The sequence below is a fragment of the Streptomyces cyaneofuscatus genome, assembly GCF_033109485.1.
Lineage (GTDB): Bacteria > Actinomycetota > Actinomycetes > Streptomycetales > Streptomycetaceae > Streptomyces > Streptomyces cyaneofuscatus.
This window is the reverse complement of the sequence record NZ_CP137002.1, coordinates 803,386-824,380: the sequence shown is the minus strand read 5'-3', so window position 1 is coordinate 824,380 and position 20,995 is coordinate 803,386. Positions and strand designations below refer to the sequence as shown.

The following is a 20,995-nucleotide window of genomic DNA, read 5'->3' as shown; positions in this document are numbered from 1 at the left end:
GACGTACATGTCGCCGCCGGTGCAGGCCGCATACAGTTACTGCGAGGCCGTCACCGGACAGCAGGCCCGGAACTTCGCCTACGGCATCAGGCTGCTGCCGTACGAGAAGCGGCAGGCCATGTCGGCGCTGTACGCCTTCTCCCGTCGCGTCGACGACATCGGCGACGGCGAGCTGGACCCGGGGACCAAGCGGACCCGGCTGGAGAGCACCCGCGAACTGCTCGACCGGATCCGGCACGGCAAGGTGGAGGAGGACGACACCGACCCGGTGGCCGTCGCCCTCGCCGACGCCGCCCAGCGCTTCCCGCTCCCGCTGGAGGGCCTCGACGAGCTGATCGACGGCGTCCTGATGGACGTCCGCGGCGCCACGTACGAGACCTGGGACGACCTGAAGACCTACTGCCGCTGTGTCGCCGGTGCCATCGGACGCCTCAGCCTCGGCGTCTTCGGTACGGAACCGGGCGCATCCGGTTCCGAGCGGGCCTCCGAGTACGCCGACACCCTCGGCCTCGCCCTCCAGCTCACCAACATCCTGCGCGACGTCCGCGAGGACGCCGGCAACGGGCGCACCTACCTACCCGCCGACGATCTGGCCAAGTTCGGCTGCTCGGCCGGATTCCACCGGACCACCCCGCCGCCCGGCTCCGACTTCGCGGGCCTCATCCACTTCGAGGTGCGCCGGGCCCGGGCCCTGTTCGCCGAGGGGTACCGCCTGCTGCCGATGCTCGACCGCCGCAGCGGCGCCTGCGTCGCCGCCATGGCCGGGATCTACCGCCGTCTCCTGGACCGGATCGAGCGCGACCCGGAGGCCGTGCTGCGCGGCCGGGTCTCCCTCCCCGGCCATGAGAAGGCGTACGTCGCGGTGCGCGGCCTCTCCGGCCTGGACGCCCGCCACATCTCGCGCCTGACCTCCCGGGGGCGGGCCTGATGCGCTCCGGCGGGTCCGGCGCCCGGTCAACCCTCCGGTGGCCGCACGCGTCCACGACTGCGACGATTCCTTCCGGGACGACCCGGCGATCGGCGACGGTCCGGCCGTCGGCGCCGGTCCGACGATCGAAGACGGCCCGGCGAGAGGGGCAGGCATGAGCGACGAGACCCCGCGCCCCGTCGCGGTCGTCGTCGGAGGGGGCCTCGCCGGCATCACGGCGGCCCTCCGCCTCGCGGACGCCGGGCTGGAGGTGACCCTGCTGGAGGGGCGGCCCCGCCTCGGCGGCCTCGCCTTCTCCTTCCAGCGCGGCGACCTCACCGTCGACAACGGCCAGCACGTCTACCTGCGCTGCTGCACCGGCTACCGCTGGTTCCTCGACCGCATCGAGGCCGCCCACCTCGCCCCCCTCCAGGACCGCCTGGACGTACCCGTCCTGGACGTCGGCCGCGCCGCCGGACCCCGCCTGGGACGCATCCGCCGCACCGGTCTGCCCGTACCGCTGCACCTGGCCGGCGGCCTCGCGGCCTACCCGCACCTCTCCCTCGCGGAGAAGGCGAACGTCGGCCGTGCCGCCCTCGCGCTCGGCCGCCTCGACCCCGCCGACCCGGCTCTGGACCGCATCGACTTCGCCACCTGGCTGAAGCGGCACGGCCAGTCCGAGCGCGCCATCGAGGCGCTCTGGGACCTCGTCGGCGTCGCCACCCTCAACGCCACCGCGCCGAACGCCTCCATGGCACTCGCCGCCAAGGTCTTCAAGACCGGCCTGCTCTCCGAGCCCGGCGCCGCCGACATCGGCTGGGCCACCGTGCCGCTCGGCGAGCTGCACGACACCCTCGCCCGCAAGGCCCTGGACACCGCGGGCGTCCGCACCGAGCTGCGCGCCAAGGTGGGGTCCCTGACCCGCACCGAGGACGGCCGCTGGAGCGTCGAGAGCGCGGGGGAGCGGATCACCGCCGACACCGTCGTCCTCGCCGTACCGCAGCACGAGACCCACGACCTGCTGCCCGCGGGCGCCCTGGACGAGCCGGATCTGCTGCTCGACATCGACAACGCGCCCATCCTCAACGTGCACGTGATCTACGACCGCCCGGTGCTGCGCCGCCCGTTCTTCGCCGCGATCGGCTCCCCGGTCCAGTGGGTCTTCGACCGTACGCACTCCTCGGGGCTGAAGGGCCCCGGGCAGTATCTGGCGGTCTCCCAGTCCGCCGTCCAGGACGAGATCGACCTGCCCGTCGCCGAGCTGCGCGAGCGCTATTTGCCCGAGCTGGAGCGGCTCCTGCCCGCCGCACGCGGCGCGGGCATCCGGGACTTCTTCGTCACCCGGGAGCGCACCGCCACCTTCGCGCCCGCCCCCGGCGTCGGCGCGCTGCGCCCCGGCCCCCGTACGCGAGCGCCCGGACTCCACCTGTCGGGTGCCTGGACCGCCACCGGCTGGCCCGCGACGATGGAGGGTGCCGTGCGCAGCGGCTTCCAGGCCGCCGACGCGGCCCTCCACGACCTCGGCCGCCCCCATGGACATCCGCTGCAGGAGGCGGCATGAGCAGTACCACCGGAACAAGAGGAGAGTCAGTGACCCCGGCGAATCCGGCTTCCGACACCGTGGACCAGACCACGGACGTCACCGCGCTTCTGGAGCGCGGACGAGCCCTGTCAGCGCCGGTCCTGCGGGCTGCCGTGGACCGGCTGGCGCCGCCCATGGACACCGTCGCGGCCTACCACTTCGGCTGGATCGACGCCGAAGGACGGCCCTCGGACGGCGACGGCGGCAAGGCCGTGCGCCCCGCGCTCGCCCTGCTGTCGGCCGAAGCGGCGGGCGCCCCCGCCGAGGCGGGCGTCCCCGGCGCCGTGGCCGTCGAACTTGTGCACAACTTCTCGCTGCTGCACGACGACCTGATGGACGGCGACGAGCAGCGCCGCCACCGCGACACCGTATGGAAGGTGCACGGCCCCGCCCAGGCGATCCTGGTCGGCGACGCGCTCTTCGCGCTGGCCTACGACGTCCTGCTGGAGCTCGGCACGGTCGAGGCGGGCCGCGCGGCCCGCCGGCTGACCTCGGCCACCCGCAAGCTCATCGACGGGCAGGCCCAGGACATCTCCTACGAGCACCGCGAGCGGGTCACCGTCGAGGAGTGCCTGGAGATGGAGGGCAACAAGACCGGCGCCCTGCTGGCCTGCGCGGTCTCCATCGGCGCGGTGCTCGGCGGCGCCGACGACCGCACCGCCGACACCCTGGAGACGTACGGGTACCACCTGGGCCTCGCCTTCCAGGCCGTCGACGACCTGCTCGGCATCTGGGGCGACCCGGAGGCCACCGGCAAGCAGACCTGGAGCGACCTGCGCCAGCGCAAGAAGTCCCTCCCGGTCGTCGCCGCGCTCGCCGCCGGCGGACCGGCCTCCGAGCGGCTCGGCGAGCTGCTCGCCGCCGACGCCAAGAGCAGTGACTTCGACAGCTTCTCCGAAGAGGAGTTCGCCGCCCGCGCGGCGCTCATCGAGGAGGCGGGCGGCCGCGAGTGGACCGCGCAGGAGGCCCGTCGTCAGCACACGGTGGCCATCGAGGCGCTGCACGCCGTCGACATGCCGCATCAGGTACGTGCGCAGCTCACCGCGCTCGCCGATTTCGTGGTGGTGCGGAAGCGGTGATCAGCACCCGTATATGACTCGCAGTCGCCGTGCGGCGCCCTGACCAGGGCGCCGCACGACGGAGACCCCAGCGCACAGCAGAGAAACCACTGCACGTAAGGGGAAGCTCATGACAGCGACGACCGACGGATCCACCGGGGCCGCGAACCTTTCCGCGGCCCCGGCCGGGCATCCGGCCGACACGACCACCGCCGCGGACGACGTCACCGCCGCCGCGCGGCAGGCCGCGGAACGCTCCGTGGCCCACCTCCTCGGCCGACAGGACGAGCAGGGCTGGTGGAAGGGCGACCTGGCCACCAACGTCACGATGGACGCCGAGGACCTGCTCCTGCGCCAGTTCCTCGGGATCCAGGACCCGGAGACCACCCGGGCGGCCGCTCTCTTCATCCGGGGCGAACAGCTCGGTGACGGCACCTGGAACACCTTCTACGGCGGACCGAGCGACCTCTCCGCCACCATCGAGGCGTATGTGGCCCTGCGGCTGGCCGGGGACCGCCCCGAAGAGCCGCACATGGCCCGCGCCTCCGCCTGGATCAGGGAGCAGGGCGGCATCGCGGCCGCCCGCGTCTTCACCCGGATCTGGCTGGCCCTGTTCGGCTGGTGGAAGTGGGACGACCTCCCCGAACTCCCGCCCGAGCTGATGTTCTTCCCCAAGTGGGTCCCGCTCAACATCTACGACTTCGGCTGCTGGGCCCGCCAGACCATCGTGCCGCTGACCATCGTCTCCGCCAAGCGCCCGGTGCGGCCCGCGCCCTTCGCCCTGGACGAGCTGCACACCGATCCCGCCGAGCCCAGTCCGCCCAGGAAGCTTGCTCCGGCGGCCAGTTGGGACGGCCTCTTCCAACGGCTGGACAAGGGGCTGCACCTCTACCACAGGGTCGCCCCGCGCCTGCTGCGCCGGATCGCGATGAACGTGGCCGCCCGGTGGATCGTGGAGCGCCAGGAGAACGACGGCTGCTGGGGCGGCATCCAGCCCCCTGCCGTCTACTCCATCATCGCCCTGCACCTCCTCGGCTACGACCTCGACCACCCCGTGATGAAGGCGGGCCTGGCCTCGCTGGACCGGTTCGCCGTGCACCGCGAGGACGGCGCCCGGATGGTCGAGGCCTGCCAGTCGCCCGTCTGGGACACCTGCCTGGCCACCATCGCCCTGGTCGACGGCGGACTCAGACCCGACCACCCGGCGCTGGTGAAGGCCGCCGACTGGATGCTGGCCGAGGAGATCACCCGGCCCGGCGACTGGTCCGTACGCAAACCCGAACTCGCCCCCGGAGGCTGGGCGTTCGAGTTCCACAACGACAACTACCCGGACATCGACGACACCGCCGAAGTCGTCCTGGCGCTGCGCCGGGTGCGCCACCCCGACCCCGCCCGGCTGGAAGCCGCCATCGAGCGTGGGGTGCGCTGGAACCTCGGAATGCAGTCCCGCAACGGGGCCTGGGGGGCGTTCGACGCCGACAACACCAGCCCCTTCCCCAACCGCCTGCCGTTCTGCGACTTCGGCGAGGTCATCGACCCGCCGTCGGCCGATGTCACCGGCCATGTGGTGGAGATGCTCGCCGTCGAGGGGCTCGGCGCCCATCCCCGTACCCGGCGGGGCATCGAGTGGCTGCTCGCCGAACAGGAGGCGTGCGGCGCCTGGTTCGGCCGCTGGGGCGTCAACTACGTCTACGGGACGGGGTCGGTGGTGCCCGCGCTGGTCGCGGCCGGACTGCCCGCCGCGCACCCCTCGATCCGCCGGGCGGTGACCTGGCTGGAGTCCGTGCAGAACGACGACGGGGGCTGGGGCGAGGACCTGCGCTCGTACACGGAGGAGAAGTGGATCGGGCACGGTGAGTCCACCGCCTCCCAGACCGCCTGGGCCCTGCTCGCCCTGCTCGCCGCGGGCCGCCGCGACAGCCGGGCCGTCGCCCGCGGGGTCACCTGGCTGACCGAGGCCCAGCAGGCCGACGGCTCCTGGGACGAGCCGTATTTCACCGGTACCGGCTTCCCCTGGGACTTCTCGATCAACTACCACCTCTACCGCCAGGTCTTCCCCCTGACGGCACTCGGGCGCTACGTGTACGGCGACCCGTTCGCCGACCGTACGGGCGCCGCCCAGGGGGCCTGATGGCCGGCGCACCGGGGGCCGCGCCCCCTCAGGCGCCGCTGCTGGTCGCCTGCGCGCTGGGCATCGAGCAGCTGGCCCTGCGCAGCGGCAGGCGGCCTGGCGGCCCGGTACGGGTCCTGCGGACCGGGATGGGCCCCCGGGCGGCGGAGGCGGCCGTCGCGGCTGCCCTCGCCCCCGGTGGCCTATCGGACGCCGCCGTCATCGCCTCCGGCTTCTGCGCCGGCCTCGCCCCCGGGATGCACCCCGGGGACCTGGTCGTCGCCGAGGAGACCCGGGACGCGGACGGCGCCACCCCCTGCACCGGCACCGGGCTGCTGGTCGCCGCCCTGGCCCGGGCCGCCCCCGGCTCCACCGTCCACACCGGCCCGCTCACCGGCTCCGACCACGTCGTACGCGGCCCCGAGCGGGCCGCGCTGCGGGCCACCGGGGCCGTCGCGGTGGACATGGAATCCGCAGCCACACTGCGTACCGCCCTGTGCCACGGGCCGCGCCCGGTTGCGGCCGTCCGGGTGGTCGTGGACGCTCCAGAGCATGAGCTCGTCCGAATCGGCACGGTACGCGGTGGAATATCGGCCTTCCGTGTTCTCCGTGCCGTCCTACCGGCTTTTTACGAATGGCACCGATCTTTACTGCTCCCCAGGAGGTGAGCCAGATGGCCATGCCGCTCCGCCAGTCCATCAAGGTCGCGACGTATCTCTTCGAACAGAAGCTCCGCAAGCGTGAGAAGTTCCCGCTGATCGTCGAGCTGGAGCCGTTGTTCGCCTGCAACCTCGCGTGCGAGGGATGCGGGAAGATCCAGCACCCGGCCGGTGTCCTGAAGCAGCGCATGCCGGTCGCCCAGGCAGTGGGCGCGGTCCTCGAATCCGGTGCCCCCATGGTCTCCATCGCCGGCGGCGAGCCGCTGATGCATCCGCAGATCGACGAGATCGTGCGCCAGCTCGTCGCGAAGAAGAAATACGTCTTCCTCTGCACCAACGCGATGCTCATGCGCAAGAAGCTCGACAAGTTCACCCCGTCGCCCTACTTCGCCTTCGCCGTGCACATCGACGGACTGCGGCAGCGGCACGACGAGTCGGTCGCCAAGGAAGGCGTCTTCGACGAGGCCGTCGCCGCGATGAAGGAGGCCAAGGCGCGCGGCTTCCGCGTCACCACCAACTCCACCTTCTTCAACACCGACACCCCGCAGACCATCGTCGAGGTCCTCAACTACCTCAACGACGACCTCAAGGTCGACGAGATGATGATCTCGCCCGCCTACGCGTACGAGAAGGCGCCCGACCAGGAGCACTTCCTCGGCGTCGAGCAGACCCGCGAACTCTTCAAGAAGGCCTTCGCGGGCGGCAACCGGGCCCGCTGGCGGCTCAACCACTCGCCGCTCTTCCTGGACTTCCTGGAGGGCAAGGCGGACTTCCCGTGCACCGCGTGGGCGATCCCCAACTACTCGCTCTTCGGCTGGCAGCGCCCCTGCTACCTGATGAGCGACGGCTACGTACCGACGTACCGTCAGCTCATCGAGGAGACCGACTGGGAGAAGTACGGCCGGGGCAAGGACCCGCGCTGCGCCAACTGCATGGCGCACTGCGGCTACGAACCCACGGCGGTGCTCGCCACCATGGGGTCGCTGAAGGAGTCCCTGCGCGCGGCGCGGGAGACCATCAGCAGCAACCGGTGACGTCGTGACGGTGAGGGGGCCGGGCGGCCGGCCCCCTCGGCAAACGCAGTGAAGGAGAAGAGCGGGCGATGACGGACGGCGGGCCCCAGGGCTTCGACCTGAAACGGCTCCTCGCGGAGCGCGGGCACGAGCGGTACGAGCTGCACGCGCGCCACCTCAACCACCAGCTGCCGCGCATGCTGCACACCATCGGCTTCGACAAGGTCTACGAACGGGCCGAGGGCGCGTACTTCTGGGACGCGGAGGGCAACGACTACCTCGACATGCTCGCCGGGTTCGGTGTGATGGGCATCGGCCGGCACCACCCGGTCGTCCGCCGGGCCCTGCACGACGTGCTCGACGCCCAGCTCGCCGACCTCACCCGCTTCGACTGCCAGCCGCTGCCGGGGCTCCTCGCCGAGAAGCTGCTCGGCCACAGCCCGCACCTGGACCGCGTCTTCTTCGGGAACAGCGGTACGGAGGCGGTCGAGACGGCGCTGAAGTTCGCCCGGTACGCCACCGGGAAGCCCCGCGTCCTCTACTGCACCCACGCCTTCCACGGGCTGACCACCGGCTCCCTCTCGGTCAACGGCGAGAGCGGCTTCCGGGACGGCTTCGCCCCGCTGCTGCCCGACACCCCGATCGCGCTCGGCGACCTGGACGCGCTGCGCCGGGAGCTGAAGCGCGGGGATGTGGCGGCCCTGGTCGTGGAGCCGATCCAGGGCAAGGGCGTGCACGCCGCACCGCCCGGCTTCCTCCGCGAGGCGCAGGAGCTGCTGCACCGGCACAAGGCGCTGCTGATCGCCGACGAGGTGCAGACCGGGCTCGGCAGGACCGGCGACTTCTACGCGTACCAGCACGAGGACGGCGTGGAGCCGGACCTGGTCTGCGTCGCCAAGGCGCTCTCCGGCGGCTATGTGCCGGTCGGCGCGACGCTCGGCAAGGACTGGATCTTCCGCAAGGTCTACTCCTCGATGGACCGGGTCCTCGTCCACTCCGCCAGCTTCGGCTCCAACGCCCAGGCCATGGCGGCGGGGCTCGCCGTGCTGACGGTGATGGAGGACGAGGAGACCGTCGCGAACGCCCGGCGGGCGGGTGATCTGCTGCGGGAGCGCCTCTCCGCCCTGGTGGACCGCTACGAGCTGCTGCACGAGGTGCGCGGGCGCGGGCTGATGATCGGCATCGAGTTCGGCCGCCCCACCTCGCTGAAGCTCCGCAGCCGCTGGACCATGCTCCAGGCGGCCCGCAAGGGGCTCTTCGCCCAGATGGTCGTGGTGCCGCTGCTCCAGAAGCACCGCATCCTCACCCAGGTCTCCGGCGACCACCTGGAAGTGATCAAGCTGATCCCGCCGCTGATCATCGGGGAGGCGGAGGTGGACCGCTTCGTGGCGGCGTTCACGGAGGTCATGGACGACGCGCACAGCGGCGGCGGCCTGATGTGGGACTTCGGCCGGACCCTGGTCAAGCAGGCCGTGGCCAACCGCTGAAATTTTGCCTCCGGGGCAATTTATTTGCCCGGGAGGAAAGTTCCTGGCCCAATGGACGCATGAACCCTCCGGACGAAGGGGCGGCCGACGAGCTCCCCGGCGTCGCCCCCCGACTGCGCGACCTGCGCCGTGGCCGCGGTCTCACCCTGGAGACCGCCGCCCAGCGGGCCGGACTCTCCCCGGCCCACCTCTCCCGGCTGGAGACCGGCCGCAGGCAGCCTTCGCTGCCCATGCTGCTGGGCCTCGCCCGTATCTACGGTACGACGGTTTCCGAGCTTCTCGGCGAGAAGCCGCCCGAGCGGGAGGCGGTCATCCGCGGCGGCGCCTTCGAGGGCGCCGAGGCGGACGGCTGGATGTACCGTAGGGCCGGCGGCTCCGGCCGCGCCATGCAGGCGCTGCGGGTCCGGGTCCCGTACGGCGCCCAGGGCGATCTGGTGCGGGTGCACCCCGGTGAGGAGTGGCTGTACGTCCTCGGCGGGCGGCTGCGGGTCGCGCTGGGGGAGACCGTGCACGATCTGGACCCGGGCGACAGCGCCCACTTCGACTCGCTCACGCCGCACCGGATCGCGGCCCTGGACCGGGGCGGGGCGGAGCTGCTCTTCGTCCACTCCCTGCTGCAGAGCCCCGCGGCCGAGCTCTGCCTCGGCAACGCGCTCCACGCGCGCTGACCCCTTCGTTCCCCCGGCCGCGAGGCCGGCAGAGAGGACCGTCATGTCCGATTCCGAGCACTACGACCCGCTGACCCCGAGGCGCCCGAAGGCCACGAAGGACACGCAGGAGCGCCGGATGCCGCGCGGTCTGGTGATCCGGCTCTTCGCCTACCTGGTGGTCGGCCACGTGATCGCGGCCTTCCTCTACCTGCTCTTCGTGGTGGCGGGCGCCGAGTAGGCGCTCAGCCCTGGTCGAGGAGGCGCTCGCGCAGCCGCTCCCGGGTCTCGGGGGAGACGCCCAGCCCCTCCGACAGGTAGCGGTCGGTCGTGCCCCAGGTGTCGTCGATGGCCGCGAACGCCGCCGCGAGGTAGGAGGCCTGCGCCCCGAAGAGCGGATTGAGGAGCTCCATCACCTCGGGGGACATCCCGGTCTCCGACATGTCCGTGCGCTTCACCTTGTACCGGCGGTGCGGATCGTTGGACTTGAGGTAGTCCGCCTCGATCGCCTCGCGCTCGACGCCGACCGCGAGCAGCGAGACCGCGATCGACAGGCCGGCCCGGTCCTTGCCCGCCGCGCAGTGCATCAGGGCCGGCACGCTGTCCTCCGCCAGGGCGTGCAGGACGCGGCTGTGCTCGGCGGTGCGGTCCACGATGGTCGAGCGGTACATGGTGATCATGCGCTCGGTGCCCTTGCCGTTCGCCAGGATCGAGCGCAGCTGCTCGATGTTCCCGTCGCGGACCAGCCGCCAGAACTCTGCTCCGTCGGCCGGGTCGGAGAGCGGAATACTGACATTGCGGACACCGGCCAGCTCGATGTCGTACCCGTCGAGCTTGTGGTCGGCGGAATTGCGGAAGTCGAAGACGGTGTGCAGCCCGAGTCCGCCGAGGAAGAGCGCGTCCTCGGCGGTGGCGTGCGCCAGGTGGCCGCTGCGGTAGAGCCGGCCGAAGGCGGTGCGCCGCCCGTCCTCGGTGGGAAGCCCGCCCACGTCACGGAAGTTGCGGACTCCGGTCAGTTCGGTCTCGGTCGGCGGGACCTGCGGCACCTGCTGCGTCACGGTGGCTCCTGGAATCTTCGGCGTCGGCGCGGCTCTCCGGCGAGGGCGCTCCTGTGACGATACGACATCGGTTCACGGGGCAATCATCGGAAGTCTGACGGGGTGTCAGGGGTCGCGTCGACGGCATGTCCGTATTGGTGCATTTCGTAGAACATGCCCTGCTAATGGGGGAGATGGGATTCCGTAGGTGAGCGGGATCATATCCGTGACGGACCGTGGCGGCGGCGCCCTGGCTATTTCCCGGGATCCGCACGGAAAGCCAAGATCCGTAATCCACGGAGGGTGACGGGAAATCCGGAGCGAAATTGAATCGATGATTCCGGGGCGCAACCGACGGCTTGTTCCCGTCGTCCTCACTCGTTTACGGTCACCGTCAATCCGGACGGACCGCCTAATCCTGCCGCCGCCCGGAATTCGCACCCACCCACTCACGTGTGGCAGGAGCGGGGGAACCAGGTAAGCCGCCGGCCCGGAGCGATCCGGACCGGCTAGGGGTGAAGCCGCCATCCGGCGGCCGGGCATCTCCAGCCCGAACCCGACAGCTCACCTCGCAGGCGCCGGAGAGGAACTTCCCCATGCCCGCAAAGGGTAAGCACCGCCGTCCCAAGTCCGGCCCGATCCACCGCGGCGTCCTCGCCGCGGGCACCGGCGGCGCCGTACTCGCCCTCCCGCTGTTCGGCGCGACCGGCGCCCACGCCGCGGAGAAGGCGGCCCCCGCCGTCCAGCCCGCCGCCGCGCAGAGCGCCCAGCAGGCCGCACCGCAGGCCGCGCCCGCCACGGCGAAGAAGGCCGCCCCGAAGACGTACGCCGTCGTCTCCGGCGACTACCTCGCGAAGATCGCGACCGAGCACCAGGTCAAGGGCGGCTGGCAGAAGCTGTACCAGGACAACCGCTCGACCGTCGGCGAGAACCCCGGCCTGATCTTCCCGGGCATGAAGCTGACCCTCGGCGCCAAGGCCACCGGCACCGCCGCGCCTTCGGAGGCCAAGAAGTCCGCCCCGGCCCCCAAGGCCGCCGCGCCGAAGAAGGCCGCCCCGAAGAAGGCCGAGCCGGCCCCGAAGGCCGACACCCTCTCGGCCGACGAGTCCGACGCCGCCGCCGAGTCCGGCGCCTCCACGCAGACCGGCTCCTCCGAGTCCACCGGCTCCGGCTGGACCGCGCCGCTCGACAACGCCAACGTCACCACCCAGTACCGCGCTTCCGGCTCCAGCTGGTCCAGCGGCTACCACACCGGCTCCGACTTCCAGGCCGCCTCCGGCACCCCCGTCAAGGCGATCGGCCCGGGCACCGTGGTCTCGGCCGGCTGGAGCGGTTCGTACGGCAACGAGGTCGTCATCAAGCACGAGGACGGCATGTACTCCCAGTACGCCCACCAGTCCTCGCTGAGCGTCTCCGCCGGCCAGACCGTCACCGGCGGCCAGCAGATCGGCCTCTCCGGCTCCACCGGAAACTCCACCGGCCCGCACCTCCACTTCGAGGTCCGCACCGGCCCGAGCTACGGCTCGGACGTCGACCCGGTCGCCTACCTGCGCCAGCACGGCGTCTCCCTCTGACCCCAGGGCGAGAAGAAGTGATCGAGGGGCGGTGCGCGGCGGCGCACCGCCCCTCCACTTATTCCGGCTTTACCGAAATCTGACCGGGTGGTCTATGTCACCACCCGTCAACCCCGTATTACGGTCGCGTAGGTCACATTGAACGGTGCAGGATATGTGCTTGTGGCAGACGATTCGAGAACCCAGCAGCAGAACATCATCGGGTCGTACGCGGCGATCGGGGACAGTTTCACGGAGGGCGTCGGCGACCCCGGCCCCGACGGCACCTTTGTCGGCTGGGCGGACCGGTTCGCGGTTCTGCTCGCCGACCGGCTCCCCGCCCCCGACGCGGCGACGAACCCGGACGAGACCCGGCACGGCAATTTCCGTTACGCCAATCTCGCCGTACGCGGACGCCTCCTCGACCAGATCGTCGAGGAGCAGCTGCCCCGCGCCAAGGAACTGGCCCCCGACCTGGTCACCTTCTGCGCGGGCGGCAACGACATCATCCGGCCCGGCACCGACCCCGACGATCTGGCCGAGCGCTTCGAGCGGGCTGTCGCGGACCTGACCGAGGCGGTCGGCACCGTCATGGTCACCACCGGGTTCGACACCCGGGGCGTTCCGGTGCTGCGCCACATGCGCGGCAAGATCGCCACGTACAACGTGCACCTGAGGGCCATCGCCGACCGGTACCAGTGCCCCGTGCTCGACCTGTGGTCGCTGCGCTCGGTCCAGGACCGGCGCGCATGGGACGCCGACCGGCTCCACCTGTCGCCCGAGGGCCACACCCGCGTCGCGCTGCGCGCCGCCCAGGTCCTCGGCCACGAGGTGCCGGCCGACCCGGACCAGCCCTGGCCGCCGCAGGCCCAGCGCCGCCCCTTCGACGAGCGGCGCGACAACATCCAGTGGGCGCGGGAGTACCTCGTGCCGTGGATCGGCCGGCGGCTGCGCGGCGAGTCGTCCGGCGACCACGTCGAGGCGAAGCGGCCGGACCTGCTGCCGCTGTAGGGATCAGGGGTTGAGGAGCGGGAGCGTACGCCGGGACGGGCCGGGGACCACGGGTCCGCCCGGTGCCGGGTCCGGCCCCGGGCCCACGCCGGACCCGGCGGGTATCCGCTCCAGGACGCCGCCCGCGAACACGTCGTACAGCGGCAGCGTCTCCAGGTGTACGTAGCCGATGTGGCAGTCGCACACGGCCAGCGGGCAGGCCCGGGGACCGAGCGCCGCGCGGTAGCTGCCGTCGTAGAGGTTGCCCAGCTCCGCCTTGACGAAGTGGCAGCGCCGCACCGTGCCGTCACCGTCCACCGAGATCACCGACTCGCCCGTCCGGCAGGGCAGCCCGGCCGAGCGGTGCGGATGCCGGCTGTAGGGGAAGAGCGGGTCCAGCTCCGTCCACCGCTCCGCCTCCTCATCGGTGTACGTGTGCCCCTCGGCGGCGTTCACCCAGAGGTAGACCTCGGCAGGCAGCGCGGCCCGCAGCCGCCGGGCCTCCTCCAGATGCTCGTCGAACCCCACCACGCCCACGCTGTAGCGGATGCCGCGCGCGGACAGCTCCCGGCAGCGGCCGAGGAACCGCTCGTACGGGGTCTGCCCCGGGTGGTACGTGCACCAGAGCGCGATCCGCTCCGGATCGGCGTCCGCCAGCCACGTGGTGCGGCCGCTGAGGTTCGTCTGGATGGCGACCCGGCCGATGTGCGGCAGCTGGGACAGCTCGGTCAGCGCACGCCGGTACCAGGAGCGCACCAGGCCCTCGCCCCACGGGGTGAACAGCACGGAGAGCCGGTCGCCGGTCTGCGCAGCCGCCCACGCGGTGAACCGCTCCAGCGCCTCCCGGTCCGCCGTCAACTGGGCCTTGCTGTCCCGCCGCTTGGCGAACGGGCAGTACGGACAGTCGTAGTCGCACGAGGCCAGCGGGCCCCGGTAGAGGATCGTCAGGTCCATGGCCCGCTCACTTCCGCTCATACGCGGCCATCGCGGCCCGCACTCCGGGGGAGAACAGCGCCGGACCCAGCGCGTCCGAGTGCGCCAGCCCCAGCGGCGAGAGCCGGAGAAGGCCCTCGGGCGCCTGCGCGTCCAGCCAGCCCCGGTCCGCGAACCGCGCCAGCTCGGCGGGGAAGTCCGCACGGGGGTCCGTGCCGAAGCGGGCGCGGTAGTCGTCCAGGGGCAGGCCCGCCGCCTGGAGCAGCGACTGGAGGAGGTGGCGCCTGCGGGCCTCGGCCGCGTCGACGTACCTGCCGACCTCGGCCCGGGAGAAGTCCTCGGTGGCGGTGAACCGGTCGATGATGGAGCGGATCTCCCGCATGTCCACCGCGTAGTCGAAGGAGTAGTGGAGGGCGGAGGTGTATGAACGGGCCCCGCAGCCCAGGCCGATCATGCCGTCGGTCTGGCAGGCGTAGTCCTCGGGACCTTCTTGGGGTGCGTCGGCGCGCCGGAACATCCGCATCGACACCTGCTCGTAGCCGTGCGCCAGCAGATGGTCCCGCCCCACCGCGTAGAGCCGCAGCCGCTGTTCGTCCCAGGCGGCCTGCTCCAGGGCCTCCGCCTCGGGGCCGGTCGCGGCGGCGCCCAGGCGGTGCAGACCGGTCAGCGGGCGGACGTACAGCGGGTAGAGGTACATCTCCTCCGGCCGCCAGGCCAGCGCGGCGTCCAGGGAGGTGAGCCAGGTGCGCTCGGTCTGGCCGTCGATGCCGTAGATCAGGTCGATGTTGAGCACCGGTATCCGGGCGTCCCGGATCCGGCCGAGCGCGGCTTCCACCTCGGCCCGGCGCTGTGGACGGACGGCGGCCCGCGCCTCCGCGTCCACGAAGCTCTGTACGCCGATGCTGACCCGGGTCGTCCCCCGGTCGGCCAGCACGGCGAGGCGGTCGGCGGTCGCGGTGGACGGGGAGGTCTCCACCGACAGCGGCACCGCGAGCAGGTCTGCGCCCATCCGCTTCTCCGCTATGTCGCAGAGCCGCTCCAGCTCGTCCGCCGTGAGGAAGGTCGGCGTCCCGCCGCCGAAGGCCGCCGCCGCGAACCGCACCGGCTCGTCGTCGCCGAGCGCGTCCCGTACGGCCACGGCCTGCCGGTCCAGGGCGTCGAGATAGCGGGTCGTCAGCTCCTCGGGCGCGCCGATCCGGGTGAAGAGGTTGCAGAAGCCGCAGCGGACCTCGCAGAACGGTATGTGGAGGTAGAGGGAGAGGGCGCTCTTGGGCTCCGCCGCCCACAGCTCACGCAGCGCGGGCCGCTCCGGCAGGGGGCGGTAGGCCGTCTTGTGCGGATAGGCGTAGACGTAACTCTCGTACGGCCTGACGGCGGGCATGCCTGTCGCCGTAGCGGTGCTCGTGGTGGTGCTGGTGGTCATCAGGAGGCCCCCGGTTCGAGGAAGAAGTGCGCATAGGGCACGGTCCAGACGGCCTCGTGGCCGAGCCGGTGGCCGGTGTAGCCGTCGTCGCCGTAGGTGGTGCCGTGGTCGGAGCAGACGATGGCGAAACACCGGCGGCGGCTGCTCGCGGCGGCGAAGAGCCGGCCGATGTGCCGGTCGACGTACTCCAGGGCGGCCGCGTGCGTGGCCCGGGAGTCCCCGGCCTCGCGGGTCGCGCCCGGGGTGTGGAACCAGTTCGGCTGATGCAGCGCGGAGACGTTGACGAAGAGGAAGAGCCGCTGCTCCGACGGGAGTTCGGCCACCACCTTCTCGGCCCGGGTCACCTGCTCCTCGAACGAGGTCGGCGACGCGACACCGAACTCCGGCTCCCAGTGGCTCTCCTGGAACATGCCGGGCAGCACTGATCCCAGCGCGCCCTGCCGGTTGAAGAAGCCGACCCCGCCGACGCACACCGTGCGGTAGCCCTCGGCGGCCAGACCCGACACCAGGTCCGGGGTGTCGAAGACGAACGTGCCGTCCGCCGTCGTCTCACTGCCCGCGAAGCGCGCCGCGAACAGCCGCGGGTGCGGGCCGGGGGCGGCCGGCGTCGGCAGGAACCCGGCGAACATCGCCTGGTGCGACGCGTAGGTGAAGCTGCCCGGGGCGTGCCGCTTCTCCCACACACCGCCGGGCAGGTGCCGGGCCAGGTTCGGGATGCGCCCGGCGGCGGCCAGCTCGGCGGCGACATCGTGGCGCAGGGTGTCCAGGGTGACCAGCAGCAGATCGTGGCTGCCCACGACCTCGGCCATATCGGGCCGCTGGGGATCAGGGAGACGTGACGGCATGGTCGTTCCTCGTTCGGTCCAGTACGGCGGCGACCTGCGCCGCATAGGTGTCAAGACCCTCGGCACCGCTGCCAGGCAGCCCGGTCAGCCCGGGCAGCAGATCACCGAAGGCGTTGACCTCGCCGACGGCGAAGCGCCGCCAGCCGGCCGCGGGCAGCAGGTCGACGCCCACGCACAGCGTCCCGGGGAAGCAGGCGGCGGCTCGCTCGCAGATCGCCAGCGCCTCGCGCCAGCAGCCGCCCACCGCCGACACGGCGGCCCGGACCTCGTCGAGATCGCCGCGGGCGCCCCCGAGGTGGAGGTTGGTCATGGGGGAGAGGCTCGTGCGGACGACGGCGTGGGTGGCCCGGCCGCCGACCACCACGATCCGCAGATCGGCGGCCCGTCCGCGCTGCGACGCCTTGGGCAGCCAGCGCTCGATGTGCAGGCCGTCCGGGGCGAGCGCGTCCACGAGTGCGCCCACCTCCGCCTCCGTGGTGTACCGGCGGACCCGGAGCGAGTTGAACAGCCGCCCCTGGGCGTCCCGTTCCACCGAGGTGCTCGCCCTGACCCGGCCGGGCCCCGCGGTCTCCACCGCCAGCACCCCCGAGGCGGACGAGCCGTGGGCGAGCTTCACGAACGCCCGGGGCATCCGGTGCTCCCGCAGCAGCGCCCGTACGTCGGACCAGCCCCGCACCTCGGCCGCCTGCGGCCCCGACGTGGGCGAGGCGGGCACCGGCACCTCCGCGCCCTCCAGCAGGGCGTGGCAGAGCCGCTTGTCGAAGAGCGCGGCGATGTCACCGGGGGAGGTGAGCACCTCGGCACCGGCCGCCGAGGCGGCCCGCGTCACCTCGCCGACCGCCGAGAGGAACCCGGCGTACCACCGCGCGGACCCCTCCACCCGGGTCGGGTCGTCGACCCCGCGCAGCAGCCGCTCCACCTCCGCGTCCTCGCCGGGCGAGTCGATCCGGACGGTCTCGCCCGGCTGGAACTCCGCCTCGCCGCGCAGCACCTGGAGCCAGGACACCACCCGGGCGGGCTCCAGCCCGGGGCCCCGTACGGCCTCCCGGAAGAAGGTGACCCGGCGGTTCTCCGGATTGCCCACGACCGCGAAACGCGGGGCCCCCGCACTCTTGGGGCTACTCGCTGACGGCGACATAGCGCTCCGGTTCCTCGTCCGGGTCCGCGTAGTCCTCCTCGGCCTCGCCGCCCTCGACCACGGCCGGGGCGCACGCGGCCCTGATCCGCTCCAGCACCGGGCCGGTGAGGTAGTGGTGGCGCAGGTCGAGCGTGGCGAGGTGGTTGAGCGGCTGCCCGTTCAGCAGGGCCTCCCCGCCCGTGTCGCTGAGGGTGCCCATGGAGAGCGCGAGGGTCTCCAGCTGGGCGACGACGGGCGCGGACGCCACGGCCGCCGCGATCTCGTCCTGGATCTCACTGTTCTGGAGGCCCAGGTGGCGCAGCCGGGGGAACGTGCCGCCGGACAGGACCGGCCCGAGGTCGGCGAGCGTGGCATCGCCCCCGTACCACGAGCTGCCGAACCACAGGTCGAGCCGCTCCAGCGCGGGCAGTTCGCTCGCGGTGACCGCCCGCACCAGATCGCCGGGCAGCCCGCCGGACTCGAAGCGCAGCGTCTTCAGCGCCGCATGACGGATGGGCCGCAGAGCCAGGCCCTCCTGGCCGCAGCCCCGTACCGTGAACTCCTCCAGCATCGGCAGCGCTTCGAGCACCGGCGTGATGTCGCACATGCGCAGCCACGACACCTCGCACTCCTCGCCCACCACATCGGCGAGGAAGAGTCCCCGCAGGGCCGGGAAGCGGTCCGCGCCGGCGACCAGCAGATCGCGCACCTGCTCGAACGGCGTGTACTCCTCACGCCACCAGGGGCCGATGACGAGCGCCCTGACCCGCGCCGTGTCCACGGTCTCCAGGAACTGCTCCCACAGGACCGCGAAGTCCGTCTGCTCGTCGTAGTCGCACTCCAGCCGCCAGGCCACCGCGTCGGCTGCGGGCAGGGCCGCGGACGACGAGGCGGGCGTATGGACGGGGAGCCCGTGGAACTCGTCGAAGTGCTGAATACGGATCCGGGTCACGGCACTCACTCCGACACGGCGGTGTAGCGGCCCTCGATGCCGCGGCCGCCCCACGGCTCGTTCCGCTCGGACAGGTCGACGCGCACGCCGTGCGGCTCCAGGGCCGAGCGGACCCGCTGCTCCATCGCCTCGGTGAGGAAGTGGTGGTGGAGGTCGAGGTCGTCGAGATGGGTGAGCGGCTGTCCTTCGAGGAGCGCGGCCGCGCCCTCGTCCCCCAGCGTCCCGTTCGACAGGTCGAGCGTCCTGAGCCGGGCGACGACCGGCGCCGACGCCAGGGCCGCCGCGATCTCGTTCTCCACCTCGCTGTTGCGCAGGCCCAGGTGGTGCAGGCGGGGGAACCGGGTGCCCGAGAGCAGCGGCGCGAGGTCCGCGACCTCGGTGTCGCCCTCGTAGGCCGACACACCGAGCCAGAGGTCCAGCCGCTCCAGCGCGGGCAGTTCGCTGTCCAGCACCCCGCGGACCACCTGCACGGGCAGACCGCCTGCCTGGATCGTCAGCGACCGCAGCCGGTCGTGCTTCGTCGGCGGGAACACCAGGCCGCTGCCGCCCCGCACCCCGAACTCGGTCAGCGCGGGAAAGGCGGCCAGCAGCGTCGTGACATCGGCATGCTCGATCCAGGTGATCTCGGCCTGCTCCGCCTCCAGATCCCCGACGAACACCGCCTCCAGCGAGGTCAGCCGGTCGGCGGCGGCGATCACCAGATCGATCGGGAGCGAGGAGTTCTCCTCGTACGCCTCGCCCCACTGGCCGATGATCAGGGCCTTGACCCCGGCCGGGTCGACCGCGCCCAGGAAGTCGGCGAACTCGTCGGCCCAGGGACGGTCCCGGTCGTCGTCGCCGTACGGTTCCACGGAGATGCGCCAGGCCACATCATCGGCGGCGGGCCGGTCGGCCGGATCGTCCTTGGGCTGGAAGTCGACGGCCGGAAGACCGCCGAACGCTTGCAGATGCTCCGCACCGTACATCGCACTGAACTCCTGGTCCTGGGGACGGCTGATGTCCGCAAGGTTTATCAAGCCGCACTGACAACGCCGCGACCGGGACCGCTCCGAGCCGTCTCCCGGACGTCTGGGAGGCCGCCGGGAGGGCCCGTTGTCAGACCCTGCCCGTAGCGTTTTTCCCGTGGCCGGCACAGCGGGTGCCGCGACCGAGGGGAGACGTCTGTGTACCGGCAGGGCGATGTACTGATCGTGGCGCTGGAGGAGTCGGCGGTGCCCGCCCCCTTCCTGAAGGCATCGGGCGAACTGCGCGACGGGCGGGGGCGGCTGGTGCTCGCGCTGGGGGAGGTGACCGGGCACGCGCACGCCGTGCAGGGGCCCGGCCGGCTGATCCGGGAGGCGGGGCCGTTCGGACCGATGCTGCTCCATCTCCCGGAGGGCGGGCGGGTGGTGCACGAGGAGCACGCCACGATCGCTCTGCCGCAGGGCTGGTTCCGCGTGGTGCGCCAGCGGGAGTACGCGCCCGGCGCGATCCGCATCGTCGCGGACTGACCGCGCCCGGCTCCACGGACCGGCGGGGGCGCGGAGACCGGCACCCGGCCGGCACACAGACCGGCATCAGACCGAGCACGACAACCGAGCATGACCACCGAGTACGACAACCGAGCGCAACAGGGGACGGGACAACCGATGCAGCACGTGAATACCTGGCGGGACGTGGCGGCGGCGACCGGCGCGGCGGACCCGGCGGCCGCCGAGGAGGGCGTGCGGCGCGCCTACCGCACCGCCGGACTCGCCGAGCCCGAGCGGATCGTCTGGGCCGAATCGCCCCGGGCGGCCGTCAAGGCGGTCGAGAAGCTGGCCGACGCCGGACGGTCGGTGCGCGAAGAGGTCCGCACCCGGCCGTGGGCCGAGGAGCGTCGCCGGATGTACGACGAACTGGGCCCGGCCGGCTGGTCCGCACTCTGGTCCGCCACCGGGGCCCAGCTCTGGGAGACCACGGCCGCGCTCGCCGAGCGCATACGGTCCGGAGTCGTCGCCGATCTGGCGGGGAAGCCGGAGGACGAGGGCGCGGTGCGGTTGGTGCTGCTCGACGCGGTGCTCGGGCAGCACGACGCCGCCTGGCTCGCCGCCTTCGACGGGCGCGGCGACCGGCTCACCGGCCTGGCCGAGGTCGCCCGGAACGCCGGCTGGTGGTGGCCGTACGAGAGGGCCGTGGTGATCAGCGAGCGGCCCGAGGTCCTGCACCGCGACGAGGCGGGCCGACTCGACCACGGGGCGGGACCGGCCCTCGCCTACCGGGACGGGTTCGCGCTGTACGCCTGGCGCGGCATGCCGGTGCCCGCCGACTTCCTGGCGGAGCTGGCGTCGCTGACCCCGCAGCGCATACGGGAAGAGGAGAACGCGGAGCTGCGCCGCGTGATGCTGGAGTTCTACGGCTACGACCGCTATCTCACGGAGTCGGGGGCCGAGCCCGTCCACCGCGACGAGACGGGCATCCTCTGGCGCATCGCACTCGATGGCGACGAGGACGTGGTGATGGTCGAGGTGGTCAACTCCACCCCCGAGCCCGACGGCACGCATCGCACCTACTGGCTCCGGGTGCCGCCCGCGACACGGACCGCCAAGGACGGGGTCGCCTGGACGTTCGGGCTGGACGGCGCCGCCTACGCCCCGGTGCGGCAGACCTGACCGCGCCAGACCTGACGGTGCTGGACGTGACAACGCCGGACGTGGCCGCGCC

20 protein-coding genes and 1 riboswitch are annotated in these 20,995 nt (G+C 72.3%); of the genes, 13 read left to right on the top strand and 7 right to left on the bottom strand.

Going from position 1 to position 20,995, the window contains the following annotated elements:
• Positions 1-7: 7 nt before the first annotated feature.
• From hpnD to R2B67_RS03290, 9 genes are all read left to right on the top strand, one after another.
• Positions 8-928: a presqualene diphosphate synthase HpnD gene (hpnD, locus tag R2B67_RS03330; protein ID WP_381075104.1), complete on the top strand. Its 921-nt coding sequence runs from the start codon at positions 8-10 to the stop codon at positions 926-928.
• 154 nt (positions 929-1,082) lie between these two features.
• On the top strand, positions 1,083-2,468 hold the full coding sequence (gene hpnE, locus R2B67_RS03325) for a hydroxysqualene dehydroxylase HpnE (RefSeq protein ID WP_317816364.1): 1,386 nt from the start codon (positions 1,083-1,085) through the stop codon (positions 2,466-2,468).
• Positions 2,465-3,568, top strand: coding sequence for a polyprenyl synthetase family protein (locus R2B67_RS03320; protein ID WP_051104658.1), 1,104 nt, complete (start codon positions 2,465-2,467; stop codon positions 3,566-3,568). The genes hpnE and R2B67_RS03320 overlap by 4 nt, the downstream gene beginning before the upstream one ends.
• Before the next feature lie 109 nt (positions 3,569-3,677).
• On the top strand, positions 3,678-5,678 hold the full coding sequence (gene shc / locus R2B67_RS03315; protein WP_317816363.1) for a squalene--hopene cyclase: 2,001 nt from the start codon (positions 3,678-3,680) through the stop codon (positions 5,676-5,678).
• Positions 5,678-6,325, top strand: a complete 648-nt coding sequence (locus tag R2B67_RS03310; RefSeq protein WP_317816362.1) for a phosphorylase family protein — start codon at positions 5,678-5,680, stop codon at positions 6,323-6,325. The genes shc and R2B67_RS03310 overlap by 1 nt, the downstream gene beginning before the upstream one ends.
• Before the next feature lie 5 nt (positions 6,326-6,330).
• On the top strand, positions 6,331-7,350 hold the full coding sequence (hpnH, locus tag R2B67_RS03305) for an adenosyl-hopene transferase HpnH (protein WP_018513256.1): 1,020 nt from the start codon (positions 6,331-6,333) through the stop codon (positions 7,348-7,350).
• A 68-nt stretch (positions 7,351-7,418) separates the two neighbouring features.
• Positions 7,419-8,816 (top strand): aspartate aminotransferase family protein, encoded by a 1,398-nt coding sequence (locus R2B67_RS03300; protein ID WP_317816361.1) that lies wholly within the window; start codon positions 7,419-7,421, stop codon positions 8,814-8,816.
• Between the two features lie 59 nt (positions 8,817-8,875).
• On the top strand, positions 8,876-9,484 hold the full coding sequence (locus tag R2B67_RS03295) for a helix-turn-helix domain-containing protein (RefSeq protein ID WP_128852192.1): 609 nt from the start codon (positions 8,876-8,878) through the stop codon (positions 9,482-9,484).
• A 43-nt stretch (positions 9,485-9,527) separates the two neighbouring features.
• Positions 9,528-9,704 (top strand): DUF6126 family protein, encoded by a 177-nt coding sequence (locus R2B67_RS03290; RefSeq protein WP_317816360.1) that lies wholly within the window; start codon positions 9,528-9,530, stop codon positions 9,702-9,704.
• A 4-nt stretch (positions 9,705-9,708) separates the two neighbouring features.
• On the opposite strand, the gene R2B67_RS03285 is transcribed toward R2B67_RS03290, so the two are convergent.
• A complete protein-coding gene (locus R2B67_RS03285) occupies positions 9,709-10,521 on the bottom strand; it encodes a tyrosine-protein phosphatase (protein ID WP_317816359.1) in 813 nt (270 codons plus the stop codon).
• A 411-nt stretch (positions 10,522-10,932) separates the two neighbouring features.
• Positions 10,933-11,093: riboswitch (cyclic di-AMP (ydaO/yuaA leader) on the top strand.
• Positions 11,094-11,096: 3 nt separating this feature from the next.
• On the opposite strand from R2B67_RS03285, the gene R2B67_RS03280 reads away from it, so the two are divergent.
• Both R2B67_RS03280 and R2B67_RS03275 read left to right on the top strand, forming a co-directional pair.
• A complete protein-coding gene (locus R2B67_RS03280; protein WP_317816358.1) occupies positions 11,097-12,074 on the top strand; it encodes a LysM peptidoglycan-binding domain-containing M23 family metallopeptidase in 978 nt (325 codons plus the stop codon).
• Between the two features lie 162 nt (positions 12,075-12,236).
• Positions 12,237-13,064, top strand: coding sequence for an SGNH/GDSL hydrolase family protein (locus R2B67_RS03275; protein WP_018513250.1), 828 nt, complete (start codon positions 12,237-12,239; stop codon positions 13,062-13,064).
• 3 nt (positions 13,065-13,067) lie between these two features.
• Here the strand turns inward: R2B67_RS03275 and R2B67_RS03270 are convergent, their stop codons facing one another.
• From R2B67_RS03270 to R2B67_RS03245, 6 genes are read right to left on the bottom strand one after another with little or no spacing between them, the layout of a single operon-like run.
• Positions 13,068-13,997, bottom strand: coding sequence for an STM4011 family radical SAM protein (locus R2B67_RS03270; RefSeq protein ID WP_317816357.1), 930 nt, complete (start codon positions 13,995-13,997; stop codon positions 13,068-13,070).
• A 7-nt stretch (positions 13,998-14,004) separates the two neighbouring features.
• Positions 14,005-15,399: an STM4012 family radical SAM protein gene (locus R2B67_RS03265; RefSeq protein WP_317816356.1), complete on the bottom strand. Its 1,395-nt coding sequence runs from the start codon at positions 15,397-15,399 to the stop codon at positions 14,005-14,007.
• Positions 15,399-16,208: an STM4013/SEN3800 family hydrolase gene (locus R2B67_RS03260; protein ID WP_317824769.1), complete on the bottom strand. Its 810-nt coding sequence runs from the start codon at positions 16,206-16,208 to the stop codon at positions 15,399-15,401. The genes R2B67_RS03265 and R2B67_RS03260 overlap by 1 nt, the downstream gene beginning before the upstream one ends.
• Before the next feature lie 16 nt (positions 16,209-16,224).
• Entirely contained in the window at positions 16,225-17,382 is a 1,158-nt protein-coding gene (locus R2B67_RS03255) for an STM4014 family protein (RefSeq protein ID WP_317816355.1), read from the bottom strand.
• A complete protein-coding gene (locus tag R2B67_RS03250; RefSeq protein WP_317816354.1) occupies positions 17,363-18,313 on the bottom strand; it encodes an STM4015 family protein in 951 nt (316 codons plus the stop codon). Before R2B67_RS03250 ends, R2B67_RS03255 begins: the two co-directional genes overlap by 20 nt.
• A gap of 5 nt (positions 18,314-18,318) precedes the next feature.
• Positions 18,319-19,278 (bottom strand): STM4015 family protein, encoded by a 960-nt coding sequence (locus tag R2B67_RS03245; RefSeq protein WP_109980442.1) that lies wholly within the window; start codon positions 19,276-19,278, stop codon positions 18,319-18,321.
• Positions 19,279-19,476: 198 nt separating this feature from the next.
• Here R2B67_RS03245 and R2B67_RS03240 point away from each other — a divergent pair, with 198 nt between their 5' ends.
• Positions 19,477-19,803 carry a DUF8820 family protein gene (locus R2B67_RS03240; protein ID WP_018513243.1) on the top strand — a complete coding sequence of 109 codons (327 nt, stop codon included), beginning with the start codon at positions 19,477-19,479 and terminating at the stop codon, positions 19,801-19,803.
• Between the two features lie 138 nt (positions 19,804-19,941).
• Positions 19,942-20,943 (top strand): DUF6745 domain-containing protein, encoded by a 1,002-nt coding sequence (locus tag R2B67_RS03235; protein ID WP_317816352.1) that lies wholly within the window; start codon positions 19,942-19,944, stop codon positions 20,941-20,943.
• Positions 20,944-20,995: the final 52 nt, after the last annotated feature.

Coding starts and splice junctions, on each gene's coding strand:
- hpnD (WP_381075104.1), top strand. CDS start 8: ATGTCGCCGCCGGTGCAGGCCGCATACAGTTACTGCGAGGCCGTCACC.
- hpnE (WP_317816364.1), top strand. CDS start 1,083: ATGAGCGACGAGACCCCGCGCCCCGTCGCGGTCGTCGTCGGAGGGGGC.
- R2B67_RS03320 (WP_051104658.1), top strand. CDS start 2,465: ATGAGCAGTACCACCGGAACAAGAGGAGAGTCAGTGACCCCGGCGAAT.
- shc (WP_317816363.1), top strand. CDS start 3,678: ATGACAGCGACGACCGACGGATCCACCGGGGCCGCGAACCTTTCCGCG.
- R2B67_RS03310 (WP_317816362.1), top strand. CDS start 5,678: ATGGCCGGCGCACCGGGGGCCGCGCCCCCTCAGGCGCCGCTGCTGGTC.
- hpnH (WP_018513256.1), top strand. CDS start 6,331: ATGGCCATGCCGCTCCGCCAGTCCATCAAGGTCGCGACGTATCTCTTC.
- R2B67_RS03300 (WP_317816361.1), top strand. CDS start 7,419: ATGACGGACGGCGGGCCCCAGGGCTTCGACCTGAAACGGCTCCTCGCG.
- R2B67_RS03295 (WP_128852192.1), top strand. CDS start 8,876: ATGAACCCTCCGGACGAAGGGGCGGCCGACGAGCTCCCCGGCGTCGCC.
- R2B67_RS03290 (WP_317816360.1), top strand. CDS start 9,528: ATGTCCGATTCCGAGCACTACGACCCGCTGACCCCGAGGCGCCCGAAG.
- R2B67_RS03280 (WP_317816358.1), top strand. CDS start 11,097: ATGCCCGCAAAGGGTAAGCACCGCCGTCCCAAGTCCGGCCCGATCCAC.
- R2B67_RS03270 (WP_317816357.1), bottom strand. CDS start 13,997: ATGGACCTGACGATCCTCTACCGGGGCCCGCTGGCCTCGTGCGACTAC.
- R2B67_RS03265 (WP_317816356.1), bottom strand. CDS start 15,399: ATGACCACCAGCACCACCACGAGCACCGCTACGGCGACAGGCATGCCC.
- R2B67_RS03260 (WP_317824769.1), bottom strand. CDS start 16,208: ATGGCCGAGGTCGTGGGCAGCCACGATCTGCTGCTGGTCACCCTGGAC.
- R2B67_RS03255 (WP_317816355.1), bottom strand. CDS start 17,382: ATGTCGCCGTCAGCGAGTAGCCCCAAGAGTGCGGGGGCCCCGCGTTTC.
- R2B67_RS03245 (WP_109980442.1), bottom strand. CDS start 19,278: ATGTACGGTGCGGAGCATCTGCAAGCGTTCGGCGGTCTTCCGGCCGTC.
- R2B67_RS03235 (WP_317816352.1), top strand. CDS start 19,942: ATGCAGCACGTGAATACCTGGCGGGACGTGGCGGCGGCGACCGGCGCG.